Source organism: Streptomyces filamentosus, from assembly GCF_014654895.1.
Taxonomy (GTDB): domain Bacteria; phylum Actinomycetota; class Actinomycetes; order Streptomycetales; family Streptomycetaceae; genus Streptomyces; species Streptomyces filamentosus.
This window is the reverse complement of record NZ_BNBE01000002.1, coordinates 552,890-578,340: the sequence shown is the minus strand read 5'-3', so window position 1 is coordinate 578,340 and position 25,451 is coordinate 552,890. Positions and strand designations below refer to the sequence as shown.

The window sequence follows — 25,451 nt, the reverse complement described above, 5'->3', positions numbered from 1 at the left end:
GGCGCGTCGGCGGGAAGCGGGACGGGCCGCTGGCGTACGAGGGGTACGCGGTGCCGTTCGGACGCCGGACGAAGGGGCCGGAGGCGGCGGTGAAGCCGCGCCGGGGCCCGGCGGCGGCCCCGGCGACGGGCGGCGCCGCGGCACCGAAGACGCTCGTGGCGAGAACCGCGCACGTGAGGATCGGCGCCGGCGCGGGCGGGAGAAGGGTCACCTCGTCACCGTGCCGTCCGCGCTCTCCGGCCCGGCACGTCGGGGCAGGCGGCGGCAGGGCGCGTACGGGGAGGCTCACCCATCGCGGGCCGCTCACTCCTTCTCGTTCCGGAACAGGGGATCCCGGCGGGATCGGGCTGGCGGGGACACGACCTTCTACAACACTGTAAAGGAAAGGCGATGTCCGATCGAGGGCCCGCCCCTCCCGCCCGGTTGCGGGGGGAGCGGCACGCTGCGCCGGGCCGCCTCCCGGCGACCGGAACGCCCCTGCGGCCGGAGCGCCCCCAGGGGGACTCCGGCCGCAGGGGCACAGGGGGATCGGTCAGCCGATGGCGATCTGGTCGACCAGGAAGACGGTCGACAGGTAGGTGTCCTCGGTGCCGGCGAACTCCAGCTTCACCGTCTGGCCCTTGTAGGCGGACAGGTCGACGGTCCTCTGGGCGTATCCCGCGCTCGCGTGGGCGTTGGAGTAGGTGGCCAGCGTGCTGCCGTTGACCTTGACCTTCAGGGTGTCGTAGGCGATGAGGCCGGACTCCTGGGTGGAGACCTTCAGCCAGAAGGTGAGCTTCGGGGTGCCGGTGGAGGGCACCGCGACGTTCGACTGGGAGAGGGACTCGACGGCGTCGGTGCCGTAGCCCATCATCCAGGCGTACCAGGACCCGTCACGCGCGGTCTGCAGGGCCGAGTTGGTGATGATGTCGGCGCTCTGGGTCCAGCCGCCGGTGCCCTGCTCGAAGCTGCCGTTGGCCAGGGCGTTGCCGCCGGGGGGAGTGGTCGGGGAGGGGGTGGGGGTGGACGGCGAGGGGGTGGGGGTGCCGGTGCCGGGGTCGGGCAGGGCGGTGCCGACGCCGACGGCCGCCCACGCCTTGGAGACGAGGTACCGCTCCTGGGAGCCGGTGCCGTACAGGTCGGCGGCGGCCTGCAGGGTGGCGGTGCGGGCGCCGGCGTAGTTGGTGGTGGAGGTCATGTAGGTGGACAGCGCCCGGTACCAGACGGCTGCGGCCTTGTCCTTGCCGATGCCGCTGAAGGTGTCGTTGTTGCAGGTGGTTCCGTTGTGCGAGCGTCCGCCGATGGTCTTCGCCCCGGTGCCCTCGGCGGCCAGGTAGAAGAAGTGGTTGCCGATGCCGGAGGAGTAGTGCACGTCCACCGAGCCGGCGCCGGAGGTCCAGCAGGACAGCGAGTTCCCGTCGGCGGCCGGATTGTCCATCCGGCGCATGTACCCGCCCGACATGTTGAGCTTCTCGCCGATGTAGTAGTCGCCCGGGTCGCCCGCGTTGGCGGCGTAGAACTCGACCATGGTGCCGAAGATGTCGCTGGTGGCCTCGTTGAGGCCGCCGGACTCGCCGGAGTAGTTGAGGCCGGCGGTGGCGGCGGTGACGCCGTGGCTCATCTCGTGGGCGGCCACGTCGAGCGTGGTGACCGGGGTGTTGCCGTTCTGCGAGGACCCGTCGCCGAAGAACATGCAGAAGCAGTCGTCGTCGTAGAAGGCGTTGAGCAGGCCGGTGTCGACGTGCACGTAGGCGGGGGCACCGCGGCCGTCGTTGCGGATGCCGGAGCGGTTGAAGGAGTCCTTGAAGTAGTCCCAGGTCTTCGCCAGGCCGTAGGAGGCGTCCACGGCGGCGCTCTCGCGGCTGGACGTGGTGCCGGTGCCCCAGGAGTTGGTGGTCCTGGAGAAGGTCCGGGCGTTCTGCTTCGGGTTCGACTGCGGGCTGTTGTAGGAGTCGTAGACGATCGTCCCGCCGTGCGCGGCGTCGGTGAGGGTGTAGCCGCCGGTGGTCTGGGTGGTCTCGATGGAGACCTGGCCGACGTTGACGCCGTTGCCGGTGCCCGTGACGTTCTGGTGCAGCTCGTACTGGTCCAGCGGCGCGCCGCTGGTGGCGTCGACGATCACCGTCTGGCGCGAGGCGGGGCCTGCTTCGCCCTCGCCGGTGACGGTCGAGCGGTAGGCGAGGACGGGGAACTTGCCGACCGCGTACACCACCAGGGTGCTGCCGTCCTTGCTGCCGGTCTTCGCCTTCTTCACGTGCCTGGCGTGTTTCACGGCCGCGGCCGAGGCGTCGGCCGCCGTCAGCTTCGGCGTGGTTCCGGCGACCCGGATCGCGCCCTGGTGGGCCAGGTCCGAGCCGGTGATCGTGCCGTTCTCGGAGAGGTGCACCACCAGGTCGCCGCCGATCACCGGCAGGCCCCCGTAGGTGCGGTCGTAGCGCACGTGCCGGGAGCCGTCGGCGTCGATCAGGACGTCCTTGGCCACCAGGCGCTCGTCGGGGCCCAGGCCGAGCTCGCGGGCGGTCGCGGGCGCGTTCCGGCCGGCCGTGCGTATCGCCTCGCCGCGCGCGTCGGCCGTCATCGCCCGGAACCCTGCGCCGGGTTGAGCGACCGAGGTGCCGGCGGCCGCGGTGGACTGGCCGGCCACCACGGTCACGGTGCCCAGGGCGAGGGCCGCCGCGACGGCGGCCGCGAGGGCGTTCTTGGGGTTCATCGAGATCCTTCCGCCGGGCCTTGTCGGGGATGTGCCGCAGAACGTCATCTGGGGTGCGGGGGACGTTCGGCGGCCGTTGGCCGGGCTGTGGCCATGAGGCTAGGGACGCGGGGCCCGGCCGACATCAGGGCAACCCCTTGATCTGGACCGGGGAGGACCGGGGGGCGCACCATGGCCCGATGCCAGACTCTGCGATGTGGACGAGCGCGTTCCACGAGGCCGGTCCCGTGCTGCCGGTGGTGCCTGAAGACGTGCCCGGCACCCGCCGGGTGGTCCTGTCCGGGCCGCCCGGAAGCGGCAAGACCACCGCGGCCGCGGCCCTCGGGCGACGGCTGGGCCTGCCCGTCCTGCGGCTGGCCCCGCGACCGCAGGACGCCCGGGTCCCCTGCGCCGGGCTCCTCGAACTCGCGCTGGCCCTCCCCGAGGTGCCCGCCGCGCGGGAACTGGCGGCGGCACTCGACGAGGCCGCCGGCCGGCCGGACTCGCCGGACGACGCCGGTTCCGCCCTGCGGCTGCGCCGGCGGACCGCCGCCGTGCTGCGGGAGGCACCGCCCATGACCCTGGTGGTGGACAACGCCCAGTGGCTGGACCCGGCCAGCGCGGCCGTCCTGGGCTGGGCACTGCGTCTGACCCCGGACCTTCCCGTCATCGCGGCCGAGCGCGGCCGGGGCCCCGGGCCCGCGGGCCACTGGTGCGGGGAGGACGCGCACGCGGTACGCGTTCCACCCCTGACGGCACCTCAGGTCGCGGCGCTGCTGGCCCCGTACCGGCTCACCCCCCGCGAGGTCACGCGCGTCCACGCCCACAGCGGAGGAAACCCCGCCCTGGCCCTGGCGCTCGCCCAGGCCCGGGCCGGCACCCCCGCCGTGCCGGCCTGCGAGGACGATCCCGTCCTTCCCTCCCCGGCCCGCCGGCTGGTGGGCGAATGGCTGGGCACGGTGTCGGAGGAGGTCCGGGAACTGCTGACGCTCGCCGCCCTCGACGACCGGCCCGGCCTCGACCTGCTGAGCGAGCTCACCGGCCCGGCGGCCGAAAGGCTCCTGGCCGAGGCCGAGGCGGCCGGACTCGTCGACCTCCGGCAGCCCGACGGGACGGTGCGGTTCACCGCCTCCGCGATCGGCACCGAACTCGTGGCCCGGCTGCCGGGCCACGCGCGCAGGCTCCTGCACGCCCGCCTGGCCGGGGCCGGCCGCGACGGCGTCCGCCGCGACCGGCACGCCGCGCTGGCGGCCGACGCCGACGACCCGCGGTCGGCCCACCGCGCCGCCCGCGCCGCCGTCCACGCCCGGCAGCGCGGCGACCACGCACTCGCGGCGGAGCTCTCCCTCCTCGCCGCCCGGCGCACCCCGCGCGACGACGGCGACCTGCTCACCGAACGGGCCCTGACCGCCGTGCGCGACGCCGCCCACTACGGCGACCTCCCCCGCGGCCGGGCCGCCGTCCGCCTCGTCCTGGACCACGACACCACCCCCGACCAGCGCGTCGACGCCCTCGTCGCCCTGATCGACGCCAGCGGCCAGCACCTGCACGGCGCGGACGAACTGTTCGCCGCCGCGCTCCACGCGGCGGCCGGACGGCCCGACCTCACCGCGCGGATCCTCATCCGCCAGTCCATCTGGGCCAACGTCAACGAGGGCGACCCCCACCGGGCGTGCGCCCTGGCGGGCCGGGCCACCGCCCTCGCCGAAGCAGCCGGCGACACCACCACCGCCGTCATGGCCCTCACGATGCAGGCGCGCCTCCAGCGCGTCCTCGGCCACCCCGGCGCCGGGACCACGCTCGACCGCGCACTGTCCCTGCCCCGCACCGCCCCCCTCCCGGCCAACGCCACCCCCCAGCACCTCGCCGCCCGGCACGCCCTCTTCGACGACCACCCGGACGAGGCCCGCACCGCGCTGCTCCCCCTGCTCGTCGAGGCCGAGCGGACCGGCGACGCCGAGGCGACCGTCGACGTCCTGCGCAGCCTCGCCGAGGCCGAACTGCGCGCCGGGCGGTGCGCCAGGGCGCTCGAGCACGCCCATCGCGCCCAGGCGCTGACCGACGGAACCGCTCTGTCACCGGCACCGGCGTGCTACACCTCCGCCCTCGTCGAGGGCACCGCCGGACGCACCGACCTCGCCCTCGCCCACGCCCGCCGCGGAGTCGACGCGTCCCGGCAGGAGGACAACAAGGTCTTCCTCTCCCGCAACCTCTTCGCCCTCGGCCACCTCCTCCTCACCACCGGCCACCCCAAAGAAGCCCTGGAAGCCCTGGAGGAGGTCCGCGCCCTGGAGGGACTCCAGCAGGTCCACGACCCCTCCGTCCTGCGCTGGCACCCCGAACTCGCCGAGACCCTCGTCGCCCTCGGCCGCCTCGACCAGGCCCAGCACCTCCTGGACGACACCCGCCGCACCGCGGCCGACCTCGGCAGGGACGCGGTCCTCCCCCCGCTCGAACGCACCCGGGCACTCCTGGACGCCGCCCGCGGCGACTACGACACCGCGGCCCGGCGCCTCGCCGGAGCGGCCGACCGGCTCCGCCACCTCCCCCTCGAACGCGGCAGGACCCTGCTGGCGCTCAGCCACACCGAACGGCGCGGGCGCCGCCGGGCCAGCGCCCGCGCCGCCGCGCAGAGCGCCCTCGACCTCTTCACCGCCCACCAGGCCCACCCGTGGGCCGAGACCGCCGCGCACACCCTCGGCCGGCTGGAAGCCGTTCCCGCGGGTAAAGACGCCCGCCCCCGCCTCACCTCCGCCGAGCAGCGCTGCGCCGAACTCGCCGCCGCCGGGGTGAGCAACCGCGACATCGCCACCACCCTCACCGTCAGCGTCAAGACGGTCGAGGCGACCCTCACCCGCGTCTACCGGAAACTGGGCCTGCACTCACGCTTCCAGCTCGCGCACGCCGTCGCACCCGCACAGGAGTGACCCGCCCGCGACCGGACCGTCCCCGCCGCCACGGCCTGCGGCCCGCGGCTCACCCGTTCGGCGACCGCGGGCAGCAGGGGGGTCCGGGCCCGCCGACGAACTCGCCGGCCGCCACCGCGCCTCGGCGGAGCGGCCGAGCGCCGGGGAACCGGACGCCGGGATCGAGGACCCGAAGCGGCGGTCGGACGCCGACGGGCCGGCCGGGGAACAGAGCGGTGCGGCCGGCGCCCCGGGCGGGCGCCGGCCGCTTCTGCAGCCCGCCGGACTACTGCCAGGCGCAGTGGACGTGGTTGCCCTCGTCCAGGGCCTCCGTCGCGCCGTACGCGCGGCAGGCGCTGACGAAGGTGGCGTTGCCGACGGACATGTTGTCCGCGTCGAACGCGACGCCCCGGTAGTGGTTCGAGTTCGACGAGTGGTCGCCGCCCGCGATCTCGGTGACCAGGAAGGTGTAGCCCCGTTCCGTGGCCAGCTTCAGCATGCCGTTGAGCATGGCCGTGGAGAGCCAGACCTCGCGCTCGCCGACGTCGCTGTAGTTGCTGGTCTCGGCGGTGGTGCCGTTCTTGGTGTCGGTGATGTTCGCCTGGGCCGTGGAGTCGGCGTCGACGACCCCGCTCACGTGGTAGGTGAGCAGGGAGATGCGGGAGTTGGCGTCGATCGCCGCCGCGAGCTGGGCGCGGCCGGTGCCGCCCCCGCCGCTGCCGGAGCCGCCGACCAGGGCGTTCCAGGTGTTCGGGCCCACGATGCCGTCCGCCGTCAGTCCGTGCTTGGACTGGAAGTCCTTGGCGGCGTTGGCCGACGCGGTGCCGAAGTCGCCGTCGACGGCGAGGCCGTACCCGTACCGGTTCAGCTGGGTCTGGGCCGCCCTGGCCGCGTTGCCGGTGCTGCCGCTCTGCACCGTGGCGACCAGCTTGGGCCAGGTCAGCGGGCCCACCGAGCCGTCGGCCGTGAGGCCGTTGGCGCTCTGGAACGCCGAGACCTTCGCCTCGGTCGCGGGACCGAAGGCGCCGTCGGCCGTGGTCGCGTACCCGCGGTGGTTGAGCAGGTGCTGGACCGTCGTCACCTGGGCGCCGCTGTCGCCGTTGGCGATGACGGGCCAGGTGGCGGCCGAGGCGGTGCCCGGCCCGAGCAGGACGGCCACCATCGCGGCGATGACCGCGGCGACCAGTGCCGGGAAGCGTCTGCGCATGTCTCTCCTTCGGGTGCTGCGCCGGTCCGCGTCAGCGGTAGCGGACGTGGAGGTGGTTGTCGTGGTTCGGGTACTGCGTGGTCAGGCCCTCGGAGATCAGCGTCGGGTCGTTGAAGTAGACGACCTCGATGTGCCCGGGGGCCGCCGCGCGGATCGCCTGCACGAGCCGGCGGGTGGCCGCCCGGTCGTAGGTGCCGGACTGCCAGGTGATCCGGCCCGCCGAGCACTGCGCGGAATCGGTGCGGATGGGCCAGAGGTCGATGTCGAGCCCGACCTCGTGGCTGGCGTGGCCCGGGATGTCGCCGCCGTGCTCGAAGCTCGCGTCGCCCATCGGCACCTTGCCCTGGCCGGTCGAGGCGAAGGAGGCGGCCGCGGCCTCCAGTTGGCCGACGGCCGCGGCGGTGGCCCAGTTCGCGGTCGCGTTGCCGTCCGGGTTCTGGTCGCAGACGTGGGTGAAGTTCACCAGCTCGTAGTGCCAGACCAGGTTGCGCCAGGTGTCGGGACCGACGACGCCGTCGGCGGACAGGCCCGCGTGGCTCTGGAAGGTCTTCACCGCGGCGGTGGTCGCCGGACCGAAGGCGCCGTCGACCGTCAGACCCGCCGAACGCTTGGCGTTGAGCAGGTACTGCACGGCCTTCACGGCCGGTCCGTTGTCGCCCTGGCGCACCGTGGCGACGAGCCTGCCCCAGGTGTTCGGGCCGACGATGCCGTCCGCCGTCAGGCCCTGGGAGCTCTGGAAGCTCTTGACGGCGGCCGCCGTGCCGGAGCCGAACACCCCGTCGGCGGCGACGGACTGGCCGCGTGCGGCCAGCAGGTGCTGGAGGGCGACGACGTCGCTGCCTCGGTTGCCCGAGCTCTGGAGGTGGTATGAGGCTCCCGCGAACGCCTGGGCCGGGGCGCCCGTCTGGACGAGCAGGGCCGTGGTCAGGGCGAGGAACAGGGCGATCCGGGCGCTCTTCTTGCGCGGACCGGACGATCGGAGCATGGCGCGATCCCTCTCGTGTCGGATCATGTCGCATCGTGTCGGACTGGACTGCGGTGGTTACGGGGGCGGGGGCGGGGTGCGGGGACAGGGGATGGGTCGTGGGCCGTGTGCGCGGGGCGTCGTGCCCGGCCCGTCCTCGTGGACGTTGACGAGGACGTCCTCATGACGGTACTCAGGGGACGGGGTGTCCGAAGGCCAGGCCGTGCCGGCGCTCCAGTTCCCGGATGCGCGTCGGCAGGACGCCTTCCAGCGCGCGGAGTTCGTCGCGGTGCGCCGCCTCGAAGGCGGTGCGGCGGGCGGTGCGCAGGGGTTCCCGGACCGCTTCCACCGGGGCCATGCAGGCGGCGTAGGCCGCTCCGAGTTCCCGGTCGGCGCGGGCCGCCTCCGCCCCGTCCTCGATGCCCTGGACGGTGCGGTCGACGAGGGCGAAGAAGCCGTCCTCGTCCTCCACCTCGACGCCGTACCGCGCGAGGCAGCCGGGCAGGGACCGCAGGGCCTCGCGGGCCCGCGGGTCGTCCCGGACCGCCGAGACCTCCGGCCACCACAGCGACTGGAGCGGCGAGTACAGGTCCCGGAACTCCTTGGCCGCGGTGCGGCCCTCCGTCCCGCAGCGCTGCTGCGCGGCCCCGTCCGTCCGGCCCGCCGCCCGGCCGCTCGGGGAGGCCGACGGCAGGGCCGACACGCTCATCGTGAGGCCGTGCCGCCCGATGAAGCCCAGGTCGGGCAGGTCGGACCAGCCGATGTACGCCGGGGGCGGCACCTCGGGGAGCCGTACGCCCGCCCGCTCCGCGCACTCCTGGAGCCGTGCGTGGCCCACCAGTTGGGCGAAGCCGTCGAGCCCCTGGGCCAGCCTGCTGTCCGCGCCGGTCGCGGGCAGCACCATCGCCGTCAGGTCCCGCTCCGCCGGCAGGCCCCGCACCACCGTCGGCGGCCGTACGGGGCCCTGCGCCGTGGGGAGGGGCGCCGCGGAGAGACCCGGCGCGGCGCCCCCGCAACCCGTCAGGGCAGCCGCCGCGACGACGGCGCCCAGAACCGCCGCGGTGATCGGCCTCTTCTTCACAGCGTCTCGTGCCTCTCGGTCGTCCGGGTGCCGCGGGACCGTCCTGCCGGTGGTCCCGCGGCGTACTGCCGATCCGCCGGGGAGCGGATCAGTGGGTGATCCGGACCGTGTCGCCGCCGTCGTACAGGCTGGCGACGCTGAACTGGGTGCCGGCGGAGAGGCCGGTGACGAGCCAGTACGTGGAGTCGTTGACGCTGTGGGAGCCGTCGTACGCCAGGACGTACCGCTTCGAGCCGGTCACCCAGCCGGACGACTTCTTGTAACGGCCGGCGTACTCGTCGTAGGTGCGGCTGCCGGCGTTGTACGAGTAGGTCAGGTTCAGGTCACCGCAGCCGCTGGAGGCCTTGGTGGCGATGGTGCCCTGCGACTCGTACGCACCCGTGGTGAGGGTGGTGACCGTGCACGCCTGGGCCGAGGCGGACGCCGCCGGGGCGAGCGCCACGCAGGTGGCGGCGACACCGGCGAGGGCGAGGGCACCTGCGGTGAGGGTGGTGCTGCGGATGCGACGCATGTCGTGACTCCTGTGGTCGGATGTCGGATGGTCGGTGGAGACCGGTGGTGCGCGAGGGGCCTGTTGCGGTGGCCGCCGTTTTCGGCCCAGCGGAATCCTGACCGTGCCGACCGGCGAATGCGTAGGTCCCGTCGCCCACTCGGGACACTCCCGGGACGCGCCCCCGCCGGGACGCACGGGAGGGACGGGACGGGAGCAGGGGAGGGACGGGGAGGGGACGGGCAGCGGGGGCCGGGGGCACGGGGTCCGGGATGCGGGAGAGGGGGGTGAGGCGGTCTTCCGCCTCACCCCCCTCTCCCGTACCGGGGCGCCGGTCACTCAGGCCAGCAGCCGGCTCCAGGTGCGGGCGTCCGCCACGCCGTCGGCCGGCAGGCCCGCCGAGGTCTGGAACGCCCGCACCCCCGCCTCGGTGCCCGGACCGAAGCTGCCGTCGACGACCAGCGTCTGACCGCGCGCGACGAGCTGGCCCTGAAGCGCCTTCACCGCGTCGCCCTGCGTTCCGCGCGCGAGCGGGTGGGCGAGCTGGTGCCAGGTCTGGTTCCCGGCCACGCCGTCGACCCCGGCGCGGTTGGTCGTCTGGAAGGCCCGCACCGCGCTCTCGGTCGCCGGCCCGAAGGAGCCGTCGGCCACGATCGAGGCCCCCCGGGAGGCGAGCAGGTACTGCAGCGACCTGATCCGCTCGCCCGAGTCGCCGAGCCGCGCCACCGGCCAGCCGCCCCACTCCGGGCTGCCGCCGATCCGGGCGGCGACGTCGGCCCTGAGCTGGGGCAGCAGCGCGTACAGCCGGTCGCCGGGGCACTCGGTGTTGTTGAAGTCCCGGTGCCCGAAGATCTGGTAGGCGCGCAGCCCGTACTGGGAGCAGATGTACGCGCAGAGGTCGACCAGCTTCGCGTACTGCGCCGACCGCGGGTCCACCGACGTGTAGGTGCCCTCGTTCTCGATGCCGACGGCGACGGTGTTCTGGCCGGTGCAGTGCGCCGACTCGACCTGCTGGACACCGGCGGCCAGCGCGGCGGCGCTGGAGTGACGGCCCTCGGTGATCCAGCCGCCGCGGCTGATCGTGAAGTGCTGGCCCGAGTCGATCCAGCCCCGCGCGTCCATGTGGTCGTTCTGGATCGACCGGGACAGCCCGAAGGCGTGCGCCTGCGAGTAGTCGGTGCTGTTCGGGGTCGCGGTGTGATGGACGATGATCTTCTGCGGCCCGGTGGCCAGCAGCTTCACCGGGCTGCTCGGCTCGCGGGCGCCCCAGGCCACGCACCCGGAGATCACCGGTCCGGCGAGCGCGGCCCCCGCGGCGGCGCCCGCGGTCCCCGGCAGCGCGGTCCCCAGGACCGCTCCCGCACCGAGGGCGAAGGCCCCGGACAGCAGCGCGCGCCGTCGCGGACGCGGTATCGGCAGGTCGCTCATCGTCTCTCCCCATGTGGTCGGCGGCCGCTCCGCACGACGCGGAGCGGCCGCCGAATGCTATGAGCAACTCAGATGTCCCATAAGGGAGTTGCTCGCCCCGGACTCGGCCGCTTCGGCTTCTCGGGACGCCCCGGGACCCCGCCGGGCGTCACCGCCTCAGGGCTGCGGGGCGTCCTGCGGGGGGTCGCACTCCTGCTCCTTGACCTTCGGGATCACCCCGCAGAGGGAGATGGTCGAAAGGGGGTACTCGGCCACCGACAGCATCCGCGTGTAGGTGTCGCGGTCCACCCGGATGGTGGACTCCTCCGTCCTGCTGCCCTTGTCGGTGATGATCACGCCGTCGCCGATCGCCCCGTTCTCCAGCCGCCCCCAGACCGCCTGGCAGGCGGCGCTGTGCCGGAGCTGGATCCGCAGCCCGCGCAGGTAGAGGAGCCGGACGGTCTTCGCGTCCCACTGGCAGTTCATCGTCTGCGGTTCGCGCCCGAGGCAGGACTCCCCGGAGCAGCCCGGCAGGGGGTGGTCGGACTCGGCGCCGGGCGTGCGCTCGGCCGCGCCCTGGGCCGTCACCCCCGAACTCTCCCCGCTCGCGGTCGACTTCCCCGCGTCCGACCGCGCACCGTCCGGATCGGACCTCACCCCGAGGACGGCGATCACGATCAGGGCGCCCACGACCGCGCCGATCGCCATGTGGACGAGCGGCCGCACCCGTCCGGCGGAGCGTTGCCCGGGTCCGAACCCGGCGGCACGGTACGGATCCGGCGCGCCGGGGCCGGCCGCGCCTTCGGCGGCCGCGCCCCCGGCGGCCTGCACGGCCGGACCGGCCCCGCCCCGCGCGGACCCGCCGACGCCGTCGTGCCCCTGGGATAAGGCCGGCGCGTCACTCGGCGCGCGCCGCTCCTCCCGTACGGGTTCCCTCTCCCGTACGGGGTCTCCCCGGCCTGCCGACTCCTCCTGCCCCTGCCCCGGCGCAGCCCTGCCCCGGCCCTCGCCCCGGCCTTCGCCCCGGCCCTCCTGACCCGGGCCGTCCGTCCCCTCTCGCTCTCCCCGCTCTGCCGACTGTCCCGGTCCGGGCTCCTGCTCCTGGTCCCTCTGGATCTCCGGCCCGGTTTCCTCGCGTCTGTTTCTGCGGGCCAGCCTCTCGGCGTGTTCCCAGAGGGCGATCAGGGGCGCGGGGTCCTGCCCGACCACGTCCGCGAGCTGCTGGACGGCGGCGCGGCTCGGCCACTGCTTCCCGTTGAGGAAGCGCTCCCAGGACGAGCGGCTGTAGTGCGTCTTCTCGGCGAGCCGGCCGTAGCTCAGACCGAATTCCTCCTTGATCCCGCGCATCCCCGCCAGGACCCGTTCGCGGACGGCCCCGAGTTCGGCGTCCCGCCGACGCCGCTCGTCCCGGGCCCGCTTCTCGACAGCAGTCATCCGAAGCCCTTCCCCCGTGTTGAACTCCCTTTGTCTCAAGCGGAGTTCATGAACAACTTGCCGCTACCTGCGGCAGGACTTTGTCACACCGGAGCCCCGGTGAGACAGGGGGCTCACAGACCTCCGGGGCCCGTGCGAGTGATCTGCGCCACAGGCGGCCGCGTGGTGCGAGCCGTCCCGTCTCGTCCCGTCCCGCACACCCCCGGCGTCCCGCGCGTCCCGGCCCCGTCCCGTATCGCCGGCGAGAGGCTCCGGAGCGGCCGCCCCGGCGGCACCATGACTTCGGCCGCTCCCGATCCACCGCGAAGACGAGGACTCCGAGTGACACCCACCCGAACGCCGGACCTCCGGCGCCGCTCACCGCTCGCCCGGGCGGCGCTCGTGCTGGCCGCCGCCCTGCTCGCCGTGCTGGCGCCCTCCGTCCCCGCGCACGCCCTGGACTCCACCACCTGGATCCAGCGCAACCTCGCGGGCATCGGCTATCTGCCGGCCGGAGGGATCGACGGCGTCTACGGCGCGCAGACCACCGCCGCGGTCCGCTCCTTCCAGCGCGACAACGGGCTCGCCGAGGACGGCGACTACGGCAGTCGCACCGAACTCGCCCTGCACGACAAGGTGAAGGAGGTGCAGCGCAAGGCCGGCGCCACGGCCGACGGCGCGTACGGCGACGGCACCAAGTCCGAGGTGACGGCCTGGCAGCAGGCGAACGGCCTGTCCGCCGACGGCGTCGCGGGCACCGCGACCATGAACGCGATGCGGGTGGCCCGTACCGTGAAGATCACCGCGCAGTGGAAGATCGCCGAGCACGGCTGGTCCGTGAGCGGCCAGTTCGGCTGCCTCGACAACCTCTGGATCCGCGAGAGCACGTGGAAGGTGTACGCGACGAACCCCTCGTCCGGCGCCTACGGCATCCCGCAGTCCCTGCCCGGCGACAAGATGGCCGTGGCGGGCCCCGACTGGCGGACCGACCCGGCCACCCAGATCGAGTGGGGACTCGACTACATCAAGTCCCGCTACAGCACTCCGTGCGGGGCGTGGTCCTTCTGGCAGTCCCACAACTGGTACTGAGGAAGAAGGAGTTCGCCACGGCATCGGCACCCGCCCCGCCACGCCGCGCACTGCTGCGCCTCGGCGCCGGAGCGGCCGCGGCGACCGCGCAGGAGAACGTGCGCCGCACCAGGTACGAACTGGATGCGCTGCGCAAGGAGTGCGGCGACCGGCCCGTCACGATCGACTCCGGCTTCCCCGGCATCTCCCACGACTCCTCGGTGGGCGGCGCCTCGAACTCCATGCACCTGTACGGCATCGCCGCGGACGTCCGCGTCTCGGGCTCCCGGCTCGCAGGGGCTTCCGGTCACTTCTCGGCGGGAGCCGGGGAGCGGGCCGCGACGCGTGCCAGGACGAGGGCCGCGAGGGTCAGGCCGCCGAGGGCCGCCGCCGTGCCGGCGAAGCCGCCGAGGGCCAGGCCGGCACCGCCCAGTCCGGCGCCGAGGAAGACGCCGAAACTCATCCCGGCGGCGTTGACGCCCAGCGCCGTGCCGCGCAGGGAGCCGCAGCGCCGTACCAGCAGGGTGGTGACACAGGCCGCGACCGTCGCGTGCCCGGCGCCGACCAGGGCCGTGAGCGGCAGGGCCAGCCAGAGGGCGGGTGCGAAGAAGACGCCGACGAGCGCTGCCAGTGCCACGACCAGCCCGAACGTCATCAGGCGTTCCGCCGGGACCGTCGCCCTGTCGGAGCTCAGCAGCCGTCCGGCGAGCAGGTTGCCGAGGAAGAAAGCGGTGCCGCTGAGCGTCCACACGATCGCGAACGGCTCCGGTGCGAGCCCGAACCGTTCGTCGTAGAACGCGGCGAGGTAGGCGAGGTGGCCCATGAACGCGGCCGTGCGGAGCATGGCGACCAGGAGGAGCGGCACCACGCCCGGCAGGGTGCCCAGAAGCCGGAAGGACTCCAGGTAGCCGGGCCGCTCCGTCGTCCCCGCGGTCTCCGTCCCGGCCTTGCGGCGGCCGCGCAGGAGGAAGTACAGGGCGAGGGCGGCGCAGAGCGCGGCGACGGCCCACAGGTCGCCGCGCCAGCCCCACACCAGGGCGGGCAGGGCCACGAGCGGCGCGGCGAGCAGGGCGGTCAGCGACTGGGTGGCGGTGATGAGGGTGGCGGCGCGGCCCGCCGCGGCGTCGTCGTCGAACCGGTCGGCCGCGGCGGCGGTCAGCGCCGGGTTGAGCACGGCCGTGCCGGCGCCGACCAGCAGGCAGAACGCGGCGAGCAGCAGGAGATCACCGCTCGCGCCGAGCGCCGCCGAGACCGCGAGCACCGCGAGGCCGCCCGCCGCGGCCCACTCCCGGCGCACGCGGTCGAGCAGCGGCGCGAGCGCGGTCCCCACCGCGAGGGCGGCCAGGCCGCCGAGGCCGCGCAGCTGCCCCAGGGCGGCGACGCCGCCGCCGGAGAATTCGGCCATCGGGACGAGGAAGGTGCTGTAGACGGTGAAGGGCACCAGGCCGACGGCGGAGGCCAGCATGAAGGGCCACAGGACGCGGGTCATCGCCAGGTCGCCGGGTACGGCGGCGGTGCCGGACGTCGTGTCCGCGTCCGCACCGCTCCCGTTCTCCGGCCGCGTTCCACCGGTCCGCACGACCGCCTCCGGGCCCTTGGTCTCGCTGCTCATGCCCGTGCCGCCCGGTACCGGTACAGCGTGGTGGTGTCCGCGCTGAACTGGGAGAAGGGGAACGGTTCGGCGGACAGCGCGGTCACGCCGGCGCCCAGGAAGGCCCGCGCGACGGCGCTGCCGCTCTGGGCGTAGACCACCAGCGGGAGCTCCTGCTTGCGACAGTGCTCGACGATCCGGTCGAAGCTGCCGTTCACGAGGGTCATACCGGTGGCGACGACCGCGTCGGCCTCCGCCAGCACCTGCTCCATGTCGTCGGTGACGGGGTCGCCCCAGTGGGTCGTGCGCAGGTTGAAGTCGCAGGGCAGCGGGACGCCGCCCCGTTCCCGTATCGCCGCGACCAGGGGGTTGACGACGCCGATCAGCGCCACCTTGGCCTCCGGTGCGATGTCGAGGAGCCCCGCGACGGCCGCGTCCCTCGCCTCGGCCCGTGCCTTCGGCGCGCCGGTCGGCAGGGTGACGGCCTCGGCGTCCGCCGCGTCGCGGTGCGGCCGTACGCGTCCGAGGTAGGCGTCGAGCGCGGCGATGCGCACCGGAGCGGACTCGTGGCGGATCAGTGCGTCCAGGGTGTGCCCGGAGGCGTCGGCGCAGAAGTCCGGGGCGACGTCGCCGGCCTCGAAGGAGCAGGCGCCGAAGGAGTCTCCGGAGCGCAGCAGCACGTACCGGTTCCGGTAGGTGACCTGGCTGCCGGCCAGGCGGGTGGTGTGGTGGACCCAGAAGGCGCTGGTGACGGTCAGCTCGCCGGGGAGCGGGCCGAAGGCTCCGTCGAGGACGGCCTGCTGGAGTTCCGGTACGGACTGCGGGGGCGCGGAGGGCATGGCTGTTTCCTTCTCGGGTGTGGACGGCAGGAGGGGGAGGAAGGGGGTGCGGGAGGCCGGACAGGCGGTCGGCGCGGCAGGGCAGCCCCGCGAGTCAGGGCCGGCCGGAGGCACGACAGCGGCGAACGCCGTTCCCGTCCCGTTCGGTCGGGGCCGAGCGGTGCACGGCGAGGCCGGGGAACATCAGCCGGTGGGTTCGGTCCGGTTCCGGGGGCACGGCGCGAGGGCTGCCCGGCATGAGCCGGAAGACGCGGCCTAGGCCGGCTCGCCCACGAGGGCGGGCACGCCACGCGGCAGCGGGCCGCCGGCCGGGGGCCAGTCCATGGAGGACCACGGGTGCTTGAGCTCGTCCTGCGCGGTCACCTCGTGGGGTCGCAGGGCACCGAGCCCCCGTGCTCGGGCGTGGTGGGCGTAGGCGCTGTCGACGTAGCGGTGCCCCGTGTCGGCGGCGAGGAAGACGTACGTGCGATCGGCGTCCCGCTCCCGTTCCCAGAGCGTCGCGAGGTACGCGGCGCCCGCGGAGAGGCCGGCGAAGATGCCGCTGGCCCGGAGGAGTTCGACGGCGCCGGACATGGCGTAGTCGAAGTTGACCCAGTGGATGCGGTCGTACAGGTCGTGCCGGACGTTCCGGAAGGGGATGGAGCTGCCGATTCCCGCGATGATCATGTCGGGGTCGGAGACGTGCTCGGCGCCGAAGGTGACGCTGCCGAAGGGCTGGACGCCGACGAGGGCGACGTCCCGGCCGGCCTCGCGCAGGTAGGTGGCGATGGCGCCGGTGGACGCGCCGGTGCCGACGCCGCCGACGAGCGACAGGGGGCCCTCCGGGACTTCCTTGCGGATGAGGTCGGCGACGTCGCGGTAGCCGAGGTAGTGGATGGCGTCGTGGTACTGCCGCATCCAGTGGTAGTGCGGGTTCTCGCGCAGCAGTTCGCCGATCCGCTCCACGCGCAGGTTCTGGTCGAGGCGCAGGTTCTTGGACGGGCGGACCTGCTCCAGGGTGGCGCCGAGGACCTCCAGCTGCACGCGGAGGGTGCGGTCGACCGTGGTGGAGCCGACGACGTGGCAGCGGAGGCCGTAGCGGTGGCAGGCCAGGGCCAGGGCGTGGGCGTAGATGCCGCTGGAGCTGTCGACCAGGGTGTCGCCCGGCTCTACCTGCCCGGTCTCCAGCAGGTGGCGTACGGCGCCGAGCGCCGAGTAGAGCTTCATGGTCTCGAAGCGGAGACAGATCGCGCCCGGCGGGACGGCGACGACGTCCGGTTCCTTGACGGCCTCGGCTATGTGCTCGTACATGTGGTCGTCCTTCCGGTCAGGCGGCGTCGCGGTGGATGAGCTTGAACAGGTACGCCTGGCAGTTGTCGCCCTCCCAGGTCTGGCGGTGCAGCACGACGGGACGGAAGCCGGCGTCGACGCCGTGGCCGACGATGCGCTTGAGCTCGGCCGTGTTGGACACGATCAGGTGGATCTCGCCGTCCGGGGCGAGCAGGTCGCGGGTGACGATCTGGTCGAAGAAGCGGGTGACGATCTCGGCGCCCACGCAGACGTTCCGCACCACGGTCGGGTCGTCGCTCGTCCGCGCGCTGACGGCGGGCGGGTTGAAGGTGACGACGTCGAGGCGCGAGGAGTCCGGGAACTCCTCGAAGAGGTTGGACACCAGCGGTCGGAAGACGGTGCCGGCCCGGTCCCCGACGATGCGCTCGTAGTGGGCGGCGGCGGTGGCCACGCTGTCCGGATGGACGTCGACCGCGTGGATCTCGCGCGCCCCGAGGGTGCCGGCGATCACGGCCTCGACGCCGAGGCCGACGCCCATCGCCGCGTAGGAGCGGCCCTCGACGGGGATCGTGCCGTCCAGGAGGCGGTCGTGGACGATGCGGCTGGTGTCGCCTGGCCTGAACACCCCGGGCGGCAGGGTGAAGGTCCAGCCGTTGTAGTCGTACGTCCGCTCGGTGTGGATGTCGGACCCGGAGCCGCTGTTGAGGGCCAGGATCTCGTCCCGGGGCAGGGTGTCGGGCAGGGAGTCGAGCAGCGCGCGCACGTCGTCCCGGGACGTGGGGGTGCCGTCGGCGGTTCGGTCGGTCATGGATCCTCTGCGGGTCGGACGGGAAGGGAAGTCGGGGGCGGGGAGCGGAGCACGGCCGGAGCGGCGGGGCCGGCCGTCGCCGGAGGCGTGCGGCTCCTTCGCCCGTGCGGAACGGCGGAGCCGGCTTCACGGGGGAGCGCCGACGTCCCCGGTGGGGGCGGCTGACGCCCGGCGGCTGCGAAGGACGGACACGCTGCTCCCCGGGGGATCACCTGGAGTGGACCCCGCACCACGCCGCCGGACGGAGTGAAAGGTGTGGGGCCCGAGCAGCATGAGACATGATGAAAATGATTGTCAACACCGACTGATGGGCTTTCAAGGTGCGCGCACCCCTGATGGCGGCTTCGATGCGAGCTCGCGACCGCCTGCCGTTGCGCGGCCGGCACCCCCTCGGAGGGAGGGGGTAGTAGTGATTATCGTTTTCATATACGCTCGATCCGCCAACCCCGGACAGGAGTCCGAGGGGCCCGTCCGGCGCGGGTCGGGAAAGGGCCCCGGGTCCCTCGCGGAGCGCCACGCGTGCCCTCGGCGCACGCCGGGCCCCGACCCCTCGCGCGGTCGGTCGCCCGGGGCGCGAGCCCGGCCCCCGCGCCCCGCGAGGGCCAGGAAGACGCGGGGGACGGCTTCCCTCCGCCCGCTCCATCGACGGCATGACCCTGCCGATCGACCTGCTCCGAGTCAGATCCCGCCCACGGGCGGACGTCATCCGCCCGACCCGCACGTCCCGTTCGATCCGGAAGGCCGAGTCCTATGTCACCGCCAGCGATCACCGCGCCCTCGGCGAGCAGCGCCGCCGATACGCCGCCAGACGAGATGCCTCCCGAACCCCCGGGAGGGGTGAAGGGCCGGCTCGCTTCCCGCAAGGGTCTGGCGCTCGCCTGCGCCGGCCTCTTCGTCGTTCTTCTCGTCTCGATCGTGGTGGCCATCGGTCTGGGGGCCGCCGTCATCACGCCGGGGGACACCGCCCGGTACCTGTGGGCGGCCGTGAGCGGCGGTCGCGTCGCCGCGGACGACGTGACCACCTATCAGATCATCTGGGAGATCCGTACGCCGCGGGTGCTGCTCGCGGCGCTCGTGGGGGCCGGGCTGAGCGCCATCGGCGTGGCCATCCAGGCCATGGTGCGCAACGCGCTCGCCGACCCCTTCGTGCTCGGCGTCTCCTCGGGCGCCTCCGCCGGTGCCGTCGCCGTCACGGTCACCGGAGGGCTGGCGGCGCTGGGCGTCTACGCGGTGTCGGCCGGCGCCTTCGTCGGGGCCCTGGTCGCGTCGGTCCTCGTCTACGCCGCCTCCTCCGGCCGGGGTTCGCTCTCGCCGCTGCGTCTCGTCCTGACGGGCGTCGCCGTGTCGCTGGGACTCCAAGCGGTGATGAGCCTGCTGATCTACTTCGCGCCGGACAGCGAGGCGACCAGCATGGTCCTGTACTGGACCATGGGCAGTTTCGGCGCCGCGAACTGGGGCGCGCTCCCTGTCGTGTCCGCGGTCGTCCTGCTCGGCCTCGCCCTGCTGTACCGGTACGGCCGGGCACTGGACGTCCTGGCGCTCGGCGACGAGACGGCCGCGAGCCTGGGCGTCGGCCCCGACCGGCACCGCAAGGCCCTGCTCGTCCTGGTCTCGCTCGTGACCGGGGTGATGGTCGCCGTCAGCGGTGCCATCGCCTTCGTCGGACTGGTCATGCCGCACGTGGTGCGCATGGTCGTCGGCGCCACGCACGCGCGGGTGCTGGCCGTGGCGCCCCTCGCCGGAGCGATCTTCATGGTCTGGGTCGACCTGGTGTCCCGGACGCTGGTGGCACCGCGCGAACTGCCCCTGGGCGTCATCACCGCCCTCGTCGGGGTGCCGGTGTTCGTCCTGCTGATGCGCCGCAGGGGCTACATGTTCGGAGGCCGCTGAGATGGAACTCCGACTCGACGGACTCTCCGTCGTCACCGACGGCCGGAGCCTGGTGCGCGACCTGTCCCTGGACGTGGGAAGCGGCCAGGTGGTGGGCCTGGTCGGACCGAACGGAAGCGGCAAGTCCACCGCCCTCAGATGCGTGTACCGTGCGCTGCGCCCCAGCTCCGGGACCGTCCGGGTGGACGGGAAGGACCTCTCCCGCCTGACGGTGCGCCGCTCCGCGCAGGTCGTCGCGGCCATGACCCAGGACGGCGCCCTCGAACTCGACTTCACGGTCGAAGAGGTCATCGCCCTCGGCCGCACCCCGCACCTCCGGGGCAACCAGGCGCTCAGCCGCCGGGAGCGGGAGCTGTGCGAACGGGCCATGGACCGGCTCGACATCCGCCACCTCGCCCGGCGCGGGGTCCTCACGCTCTCGGGCGGAGAGCGCCAGCGCGTCCTGCTGGCCAGGGCGCTCGTCCAGGAGCCCGCGATCCTGGTCCTTGACGAGCCGACGAACCACCTCGACGTACGCCACCAGGTCGAACTGCTCTCGCTCCTGCGCGGCTCGGGGCTCACCGTCCTGGTCGTGCTGCACGACCTCAACCTCGCCGCGTCCGCCTGCGACCGCATCGGGGTCCTCCGCGACGGCCGCCTCGTCACCGCCGGCACACCCGAAGAGGTCCTCACCGAGGACCTCGTCCACGACGTGTTCGGCGTCAGGGCCAGCGTCGTCTCCCACCCGCTGACGGGTGACCCGCAGTTGCTGTACTCGCTCGACCCCTCCCTGTGAAAGGCACCGCAAGCATGTCCATGACTCGATCTCCCCACTCGGCGCGGCAGTGTGCCGCCCTCGGCTCCGTGCTCTCGGCCGCCCTGCTGCTCAGCGGCTGCGGCGCCGACGTGGAGACGGACGCCGAGGCGTCCGCGAAGGTCACCGTCAACCGGTGCGGCGAGCCGGTCGAATACACCGTCCCCCGGCGCGCCGTGGCCTACGAAGGCGGAAGCGCCGACAAGCTGTTCAGCCTCGGACTGGTCGACCACGTGCACGGCTACGTGATGCCGCCGGCGAACCCGCCGGTGACGGAGTCCCCGTGGGCGGCCGACTACGCCAAGGTGAAGATGCTCAGCGACGACCTCCTCAACAAGGAGATCGTGGTCGAGGCCAAGTCCGACTTCGTCCTGGCCGGCTGGAAGTCGGGCTTCAAGGACGAGCGGGGCATCACCCCGGAGATCCTGGACAAGCTCGGCATCCAGAGCTTCATGCACGGCGAGAGCTGCTACAACTACCCCGGGTACCCGGAGAAGCTCACGCCGTTCGAAGCGCTCTACACCGACCTCGAGCGCCTGGGCCGGATCTTCCGGGTCGAGAAGAAGGCCGACGAGGTCGTCGGCGGGCTGAAGAAGAGGGTGGAGGCCGTCAAGGCCCGGGCGCCCCAGGGCGATCCGCTGCCGGTCTTCCTCTACGACTCGGGCACCGACCAGCCCTTCACGGCGGGCAACCAGGTCCCGCCCGACGACATCATCAAGGCCGCCGGCGGCAGGAACGTCTTCGGCGACCTCGACCAGCGGTGGACGCAGGTGAACTGGGAGGCCGTCGCCGAGGCCGAGCCCGAGGTCATCATCGTTCTCGACTACGGGGACCTGCCCGCCCGGAAGAAGATCGACTTCCTGAGGACGTCCCCCCACACGAAGGGGCTGCCCGCCGTCAAGAAGGACAACTTCTTCGTCCTCGACTACAACGAGGGCATCAGCGGGCCGCGCAACATCGACGGCCTGGAGAAGTTCGCGACGTACCTGAGGGGGCTCAGGCGCTGACACCGGGCCGCGGTGCGCCGGGACCGTGCACGTCCGCACGGCCCCGCCGCACCGCCGGTCGCGCCGATGGGGGCGCCGGGACGCGCGGGAGAGCCTTTGCGGGTGGACCGCGTCCTGCGCGTCCGCCCGACGCCGCACCCGGCCGCCACCAGGATCACCACCCTGCTCCACGACACCCGGCACCGCACCGCCCTCGCCCGGCGGAACACCGCCTACGGCCGGCCCCCGCCCCCGCTTCCCGGAGCGACCGGACTACGTCACCCTGCTCTCCGCCTCCCCCGCCGCCCTCCGCGCCGCCGACGACGGCACCTGCGCCCGCAGCCGGTCCGGCGGATAGAACTGCCGGGCCCAGTGGCGGAACGGGCCGATCGGGCCGTCGCCGCGGGCCAGCCGGGGCGGGGACACGTACCGCTTCGTCGACCAGACCGGGAAGTCCTGCGACACGAAAGCGCAGTTGCCCCGGAACATCACACCCGCCAGCAGCCGGTGCGCCGAGCCGCTCACCCAGCGGGCCAGCGGGGCCGGGAGCGAGGCCGGCCCGGCCACCTCGAAGCGGCTCGTCTGGCGCAGCTGGAAAGCCGCGGGCGCGATCATCGTGGTCGTGTACACGGCACAGGTGCGCACCCCGAACCGGGGGAGCGCCGTGCACACGTGCACCCGGCTGATCCCGTTGCCCTCCAGCGTCACCTCCAGCGGACTCGCGCCCAGCAGCGGCACCCGCTCCTCGGAGCGCACCGAGATCCGGAAGGACCGCCCCTCGAAGACCGCCGGCTCGGCCACTTCCGACGCGCCCCAGCCGTGCAGCGGCGTGAAGTGCCCGATGTCCACCGTGTTCTCGACCACGTCCTGGCTGTGCCCCGCCATCTCCCACGCCGCCAGCCGCGGCGCCCGCGTCCCGAGCGTGTGCCAGGGCGTGGGCTCCCAGTCCGGCGCCCGTCCGTCGTGGTGCCGCCACACGAAGACGGCACCGTCGACCTCGCGCACCGGCAGCAGGGTCAGGTCCGAGGACGGCGGCGGGGGCGTGCCGTACCCCGTCCGCGTGCAGGCCCCGTCCGGGCCGAAGGCGAAGCGGTGGAAGGGACACAGCAGTTCGTCGCCCTCCAGCGCGCCGAGCCCGAGGTGCGCCCCCAGGTGCGGGCAGTACGGGCGGACCGCCCGCACCTCGCCGCTGCGGAGCCGGTAGAGCACCACGTCCTCGCCCTGGAGCGGCCGGGTCAGCAGCGTCCCCCGCACCACCTCCGAGGAGAAGGCCACCGAGAACCAGCCGTCGGGGTACGGCAGGACCGGCTCGTGCGCGTCGGCCGGGCTCGGCCCCTCCGTGAGCGCCCGGGTGTGGCCGCGCCTCACAGCTCGACCAGCACCTTGCCGAAGGACGCCGCGCGGTCGGTGTACAGGCTGCGGTAGGCGGCGGGGATGGAGTCGAAGCCGCGGTGCACGGTCTGCTGGTAGCGGATCTCGCCGGCGCGCACCAGCGGACCCAGCTCCGCGTGCAGCGCCGCCCAGTTGTCCTCGGTGAACCACTCCAGCGCGAAGATCCCGCGGATCGTCGTGCGCGGGAACATGATGTACGGCAGCAGCCGGGGCCCGGTCCACTCGCCGCCGACCTGGCTCGACCACTGCCAGCACACCGCGACCCGGCTGTCCACGGTGAGCATCGTGAAGACGGTGTCGGTCATGACCCCGCCGAGGTTGTCGAAGTACCGGTCCACGCCGCCGGGAGCCGCCTTCGCCAGGTCCTCGCGGAGCTGCGCCGGGTCCCCGCCGTGCCGGAAGACGACGACGGCGTCGAAGCCGAGCGCCGCCAGCCGCGCCGCCTTCTCCGGCGAACCGGTCGTGCCCACCACCCGCGCCCCCGCCCGCTTCGCCAGCTGCCCGACCAGCGTGCCGATCGCGCCGGACGCACCGCTGATCAGGACCGTGTCGCCGGGCCGTACGGCCAGGAAGGTGGTGAGGGTGCCCCACGCGGTCATCCCGGCGCCGCCGAGGATGCCGAGCGCGGTGCTCAGCGGCAGCGCCTCGTCGTAGTGGGCCGGGTCCAGCTTCCGGTACGCGGGGAAGACCATCGGGAACGTGCCGGTCTGCCACAGCGCCTCGGCGCCGTTGCTGACCAGGTGGGTGCGCCAGCCGCCGAAGCCCTGCACGAGGTCCCCGACGCCGAACATCGCCCGCGGTCCGGCCGCCAGCACCTCCATGATCGAGTCGGCGCCCATGTGGTCGCCCACCGGGGTGTCCAGGGCGATCCCCTGGAGGTACGGGTCGACGGAGACGTACCGCGTGCGCAGCAGCATCTCGTCCTCGGCCAGATCGGTGTCGAGGTCCTCCACCACCTTCACGTACATCCGGTCCACGTCCGGCACGCCGTCGTTGTGCTCGCTGACGATCCACTTCTCGGTCTTCACGGGGTCGCTCCTGCGGGTTCGATGAGCTGGACGGGGAGGGGGGCGCTGTCGTCGACGGAGGCGGTGAACGGCCGCCCGTCGTCGCGGCAGACGAAGTGCATGACGTGCCGTCCCGAGGCCGCGGCCCGGATCAGGCCGCCGGTGGTGGCCCAGACGCCGGACAGGTAGAAGTCCGCGAGCCCCGGCAGCCCCGGGCCGTGCCGCTTGACCTCCTTCTCCACGGTCTCGCCGCTGTCCACGAACGGCTGCCAGCCGAGCACCGTGCCGTCGTGGCTTCCGGTGTAGCGGACCTGGGTGAGCGGGGTGGACACGTCCCGCACCACGATCGCGTCCCGCAGCCCGGGGTGCCGTTCGTCGAGGAGGTCCACGATCGCGTCCCGCGCCTGCCGCTTGGCCCGCTGGTACTCGCGTCCGCGCCCGACCGGCAGCGTGTGCAGCTCCTCGCCCCGGCGGATCCGGGTGGACCGCTCCGGACCGGTGCTCAGCTCCCGCCACGGCGCGATGTCGCAGAAGTACGTCGCGTACACCACGGAGGTGCCCGGCGGCGACAGCTCCGGGTAGTGGCGGCTGCGGAACTGCACGTTGACGCTGGGGTGCCGGATGCCGGTGAGCCGCTGCGCGACCGCGTCCTCCAGGAGGTACGTGGTGCAGGGCTCCCCGTCCGGGAAGGGCCGGCGCAGCCCCAGGAAGACCGTCAGGTAGCCCGGGAAGACCATGCCGGGTTCCGTGATGGTCCGGGTGTACAGCTCCCGGTACGCGTCGGTGAGGTAGCGGCCCTTCAGCAGGTCGAGGAAGGTGGTGCGCCCGTCACAGGCGGAGACCACGATGTCCGCCCGCAGCTCCGTCCCGTCGCTCAGCCGGACCCCGGCCGCCCGGTGGTCCTCCACCAGGATCTCCACGACCCGGGCGTTGTACGTGACCTCGCCGCCGAGCCTCCGGTAGCGCTCCTCGACCGAGCGGGCCAGGCCCAGCGAGCCGCCCTCGGGCACACCGGCCGAGGCGTCGGCGTGCGCCGCGAGCTGGAAGTAGAAAGGCAGCACGGGGAAGTTGGGATGCTTCTCGTACAGGATGAAGTTGAACGCCTCGCGCAGCAGCGGGTCCTGGAAGCGCTCCGAGTAGTCGCGCATCAGCGTGCCGATGGAGCGCCGGATCACGTTGAAGTAGGGGACGAAGGACGCCAGCATCCGCCAGCGCTCCAGGCGGCCCATGAGCCCGACCGGGGTGAGGAAGGGGTAGCGGGCCAGCGCCTTGCGGAAGGTCCGCAGTCCGGCGCAGAAGTCGCGGATCACCCGGGCGTCGCCGGGGGAGAGGGCGAGCAGGTGCGCTTCGAGGCGGTCCGGGTCGGAGTAGAAGCGGACCGCCCGCCCGTCCCGGCCGCGCACCGTGTTGAACACGTCGAAGTTGCGCATCCGCTTGCCCTGGAGCGCGCCGAGCTCCAGCCAGATCTGGTGCATCTCGTTGCCCGGCCCGCTGCCGAGCAGCCAGCTCACGCAGCAGTCGAGGGTGAAGTCGCCCCGGTCCCAGGCCGTGCAGGAGCCGCCCGGGATCTCGTGCATCTCCAGCACCCGGCTGCGATAGCCGTTCATCTGGGCGTAGCAGCCGGTGGAGAGCCCGCCGAGCCCTCCGCCGACGATCAGCATGGTCCTTCTGG

General features: G+C 73.5%; 19 protein-coding genes and 1 pseudogene. 6 read left to right on the top strand and 14 right to left on the bottom strand.

The genetic code is table 11. From position 1 onward, the window contains the following. Positions 1-532: 532 nt before the first annotated feature. Positions 533-2,689: a M4 family metallopeptidase gene (locus tag IE326_RS21615; protein WP_190042682.1), complete on the bottom strand. Its 2,157-nt coding sequence runs from the start codon at positions 2,687-2,689 to the stop codon at positions 533-535. 179 nt (positions 2,690-2,868) lie between these two features. On the opposite strand from IE326_RS21615, the gene IE326_RS21610 reads away from it, so the two are divergent. Then, positions 2,869-5,595, top strand: a complete 2,727-nt coding sequence (locus tag IE326_RS21610) for a helix-turn-helix transcriptional regulator (protein WP_190042681.1) — start codon at positions 2,869-2,871, stop codon at positions 5,593-5,595. Positions 5,596-5,860: 265 nt separating this feature from the next. Here IE326_RS21610 and IE326_RS21605 read toward each other — a convergent pair whose 3' ends face one another. The 6 genes from IE326_RS21605 to IE326_RS21580 form a co-directional block, all read right to left on the bottom strand. Continuing rightward, positions 5,861-6,781 (bottom strand): peptidoglycan-binding domain-containing protein, encoded by a 921-nt coding sequence (locus tag IE326_RS21605; RefSeq protein WP_190042680.1) that lies wholly within the window; start codon positions 6,779-6,781, stop codon positions 5,861-5,863. A 31-nt stretch (positions 6,782-6,812) separates the two neighbouring features. Beyond that, on the bottom strand, positions 6,813-7,766 hold the full coding sequence (locus IE326_RS21600) for a penicillin-insensitive murein endopeptidase (RefSeq protein WP_190042679.1): 954 nt from the start codon (positions 7,764-7,766) through the stop codon (positions 6,813-6,815). Between the two features lie 172 nt (positions 7,767-7,938). Beyond that, on the bottom strand, positions 7,939-8,826 hold the full coding sequence (locus IE326_RS21595) for a hypothetical protein (protein ID WP_190042678.1): 888 nt from the start codon (positions 8,824-8,826) through the stop codon (positions 7,939-7,941). 88 nt (positions 8,827-8,914) lie between these two features. Further along, on the bottom strand, positions 8,915-9,337 hold the full coding sequence (locus tag IE326_RS21590) for a hypothetical protein (protein ID WP_150226397.1): 423 nt from the start codon (positions 9,335-9,337) through the stop codon (positions 8,915-8,917). A 318-nt stretch (positions 9,338-9,655) separates the two neighbouring features. Continuing rightward, positions 9,656-10,744 carry a peptidoglycan recognition protein family protein gene (locus tag IE326_RS21585; RefSeq protein WP_150226396.1) on the bottom strand — a complete coding sequence of 363 codons (1,089 nt, stop codon included), beginning with the start codon at positions 10,742-10,744 and terminating at the stop codon, positions 9,656-9,658. A 156-nt stretch (positions 10,745-10,900) separates the two neighbouring features. Further along, positions 10,901-12,157, bottom strand: a complete 1,257-nt coding sequence (locus tag IE326_RS21580; RefSeq protein WP_190042677.1) for a helix-turn-helix domain-containing protein — start codon at positions 12,155-12,157, stop codon at positions 10,901-10,903. 321 nt (positions 12,158-12,478) lie between these two features. Here IE326_RS21580 and IE326_RS21575 point away from each other — a divergent pair, with 321 nt between their 5' ends. Further along, positions 12,479-13,225, top strand: a complete 747-nt coding sequence (locus IE326_RS21575) for a peptidoglycan-binding domain-containing protein (RefSeq protein ID WP_190042676.1) — start codon at positions 12,479-12,481, stop codon at positions 13,223-13,225. Next, positions 13,144-13,479 (top strand): annotated as a pseudogene (locus IE326_RS41895) (D-Ala-D-Ala carboxypeptidase family metallohydrolase); the annotation flags it as partial. The gene IE326_RS21575 and the pseudogene IE326_RS41895, both read left to right, overlap by 82 nt. Positions 13,480-13,511: 32 nt before the next feature. Here IE326_RS41895 and IE326_RS21565 read toward each other — a convergent pair. From IE326_RS21565 to IE326_RS21550, 4 genes are all read right to left on the bottom strand, one after another. After that, positions 13,512-14,816, bottom strand: a complete 1,305-nt coding sequence (locus tag IE326_RS21565; RefSeq protein ID WP_229915551.1) for an MFS transporter — start codon at positions 14,814-14,816, stop codon at positions 13,512-13,514. Further along, on the bottom strand, positions 14,813-15,634 hold the full coding sequence (locus tag IE326_RS21560; protein WP_190042675.1) for a Rossmann-like domain-containing protein: 822 nt from the start codon (positions 15,632-15,634) through the stop codon (positions 14,813-14,815). The genes IE326_RS21565 and IE326_RS21560 overlap by 4 nt, the downstream gene beginning before the upstream one ends. 255 nt (positions 15,635-15,889) lie before the next feature. Further along, a complete protein-coding gene (locus IE326_RS21555; RefSeq protein WP_190042674.1) occupies positions 15,890-16,924 on the bottom strand; it encodes a pyridoxal-phosphate dependent enzyme in 1,035 nt (344 codons plus the stop codon). 16 nt (positions 16,925-16,940) lie between these two features. Further along, entirely contained in the window at positions 16,941-17,711 is a 771-nt protein-coding gene (locus IE326_RS21550; protein ID WP_190042673.1) for a class I SAM-dependent methyltransferase, read from the bottom strand. A gap of 813 nt (positions 17,712-18,524) precedes the next feature. Here IE326_RS21550 and IE326_RS21545 point away from each other — a divergent pair. The 3 genes from IE326_RS21545 to IE326_RS21535 are packed head-to-tail and all read left to right on the top strand — an operon-like array spanning position 18,525 to position 21,401. Further along, a complete protein-coding gene (locus tag IE326_RS21545; protein WP_150226390.1) occupies positions 18,525-19,601 on the top strand; it encodes a FecCD family ABC transporter permease in 1,077 nt (358 codons plus the stop codon). 1 nt (position 19,602) lies between these two features. Further along, a complete protein-coding gene (locus tag IE326_RS21540; protein WP_190042671.1) occupies positions 19,603-20,376 on the top strand; it encodes an ABC transporter ATP-binding protein in 774 nt (257 codons plus the stop codon). Between the two features lie 20 nt (positions 20,377-20,396). Then, positions 20,397-21,401: an ABC transporter substrate-binding protein gene (locus IE326_RS21535; protein ID WP_373310247.1), complete on the top strand. Its 1,005-nt coding sequence runs from the start codon at positions 20,397-20,399 to the stop codon at positions 21,399-21,401. Positions 21,402-21,653: 252 nt separating this feature from the next. Here the strand turns inward: IE326_RS21535 and IE326_RS21530 are convergent, their stop codons facing one another. The 3 genes from IE326_RS21530 to IE326_RS21520 are packed head-to-tail and all read right to left on the bottom strand — an operon-like array spanning position 21,654 to position 25,440. Continuing rightward, complete coding sequence (locus IE326_RS21530) at positions 21,654-22,748, bottom strand: Rieske 2Fe-2S domain-containing protein (protein WP_190042669.1); 1,095 nt, start codon at positions 22,746-22,748, stop codon at positions 21,654-21,656. Further along, positions 22,745-23,800: an MDR family NADP-dependent oxidoreductase gene (locus IE326_RS21525; RefSeq protein ID WP_190042668.1), complete on the bottom strand. Its 1,056-nt coding sequence runs from the start codon at positions 23,798-23,800 to the stop codon at positions 22,745-22,747. The genes IE326_RS21530 and IE326_RS21525 overlap by 4 nt, the downstream gene beginning before the upstream one ends. Further along, positions 23,797-25,440: a phytoene desaturase family protein gene (locus tag IE326_RS21520; protein WP_150232336.1), complete on the bottom strand. Its 1,644-nt coding sequence runs from the start codon at positions 25,438-25,440 to the stop codon at positions 23,797-23,799. Before IE326_RS21520 ends, IE326_RS21525 begins: the two co-directional genes overlap by 4 nt. Positions 25,441-25,451 lie beyond the last annotated feature (11 nt).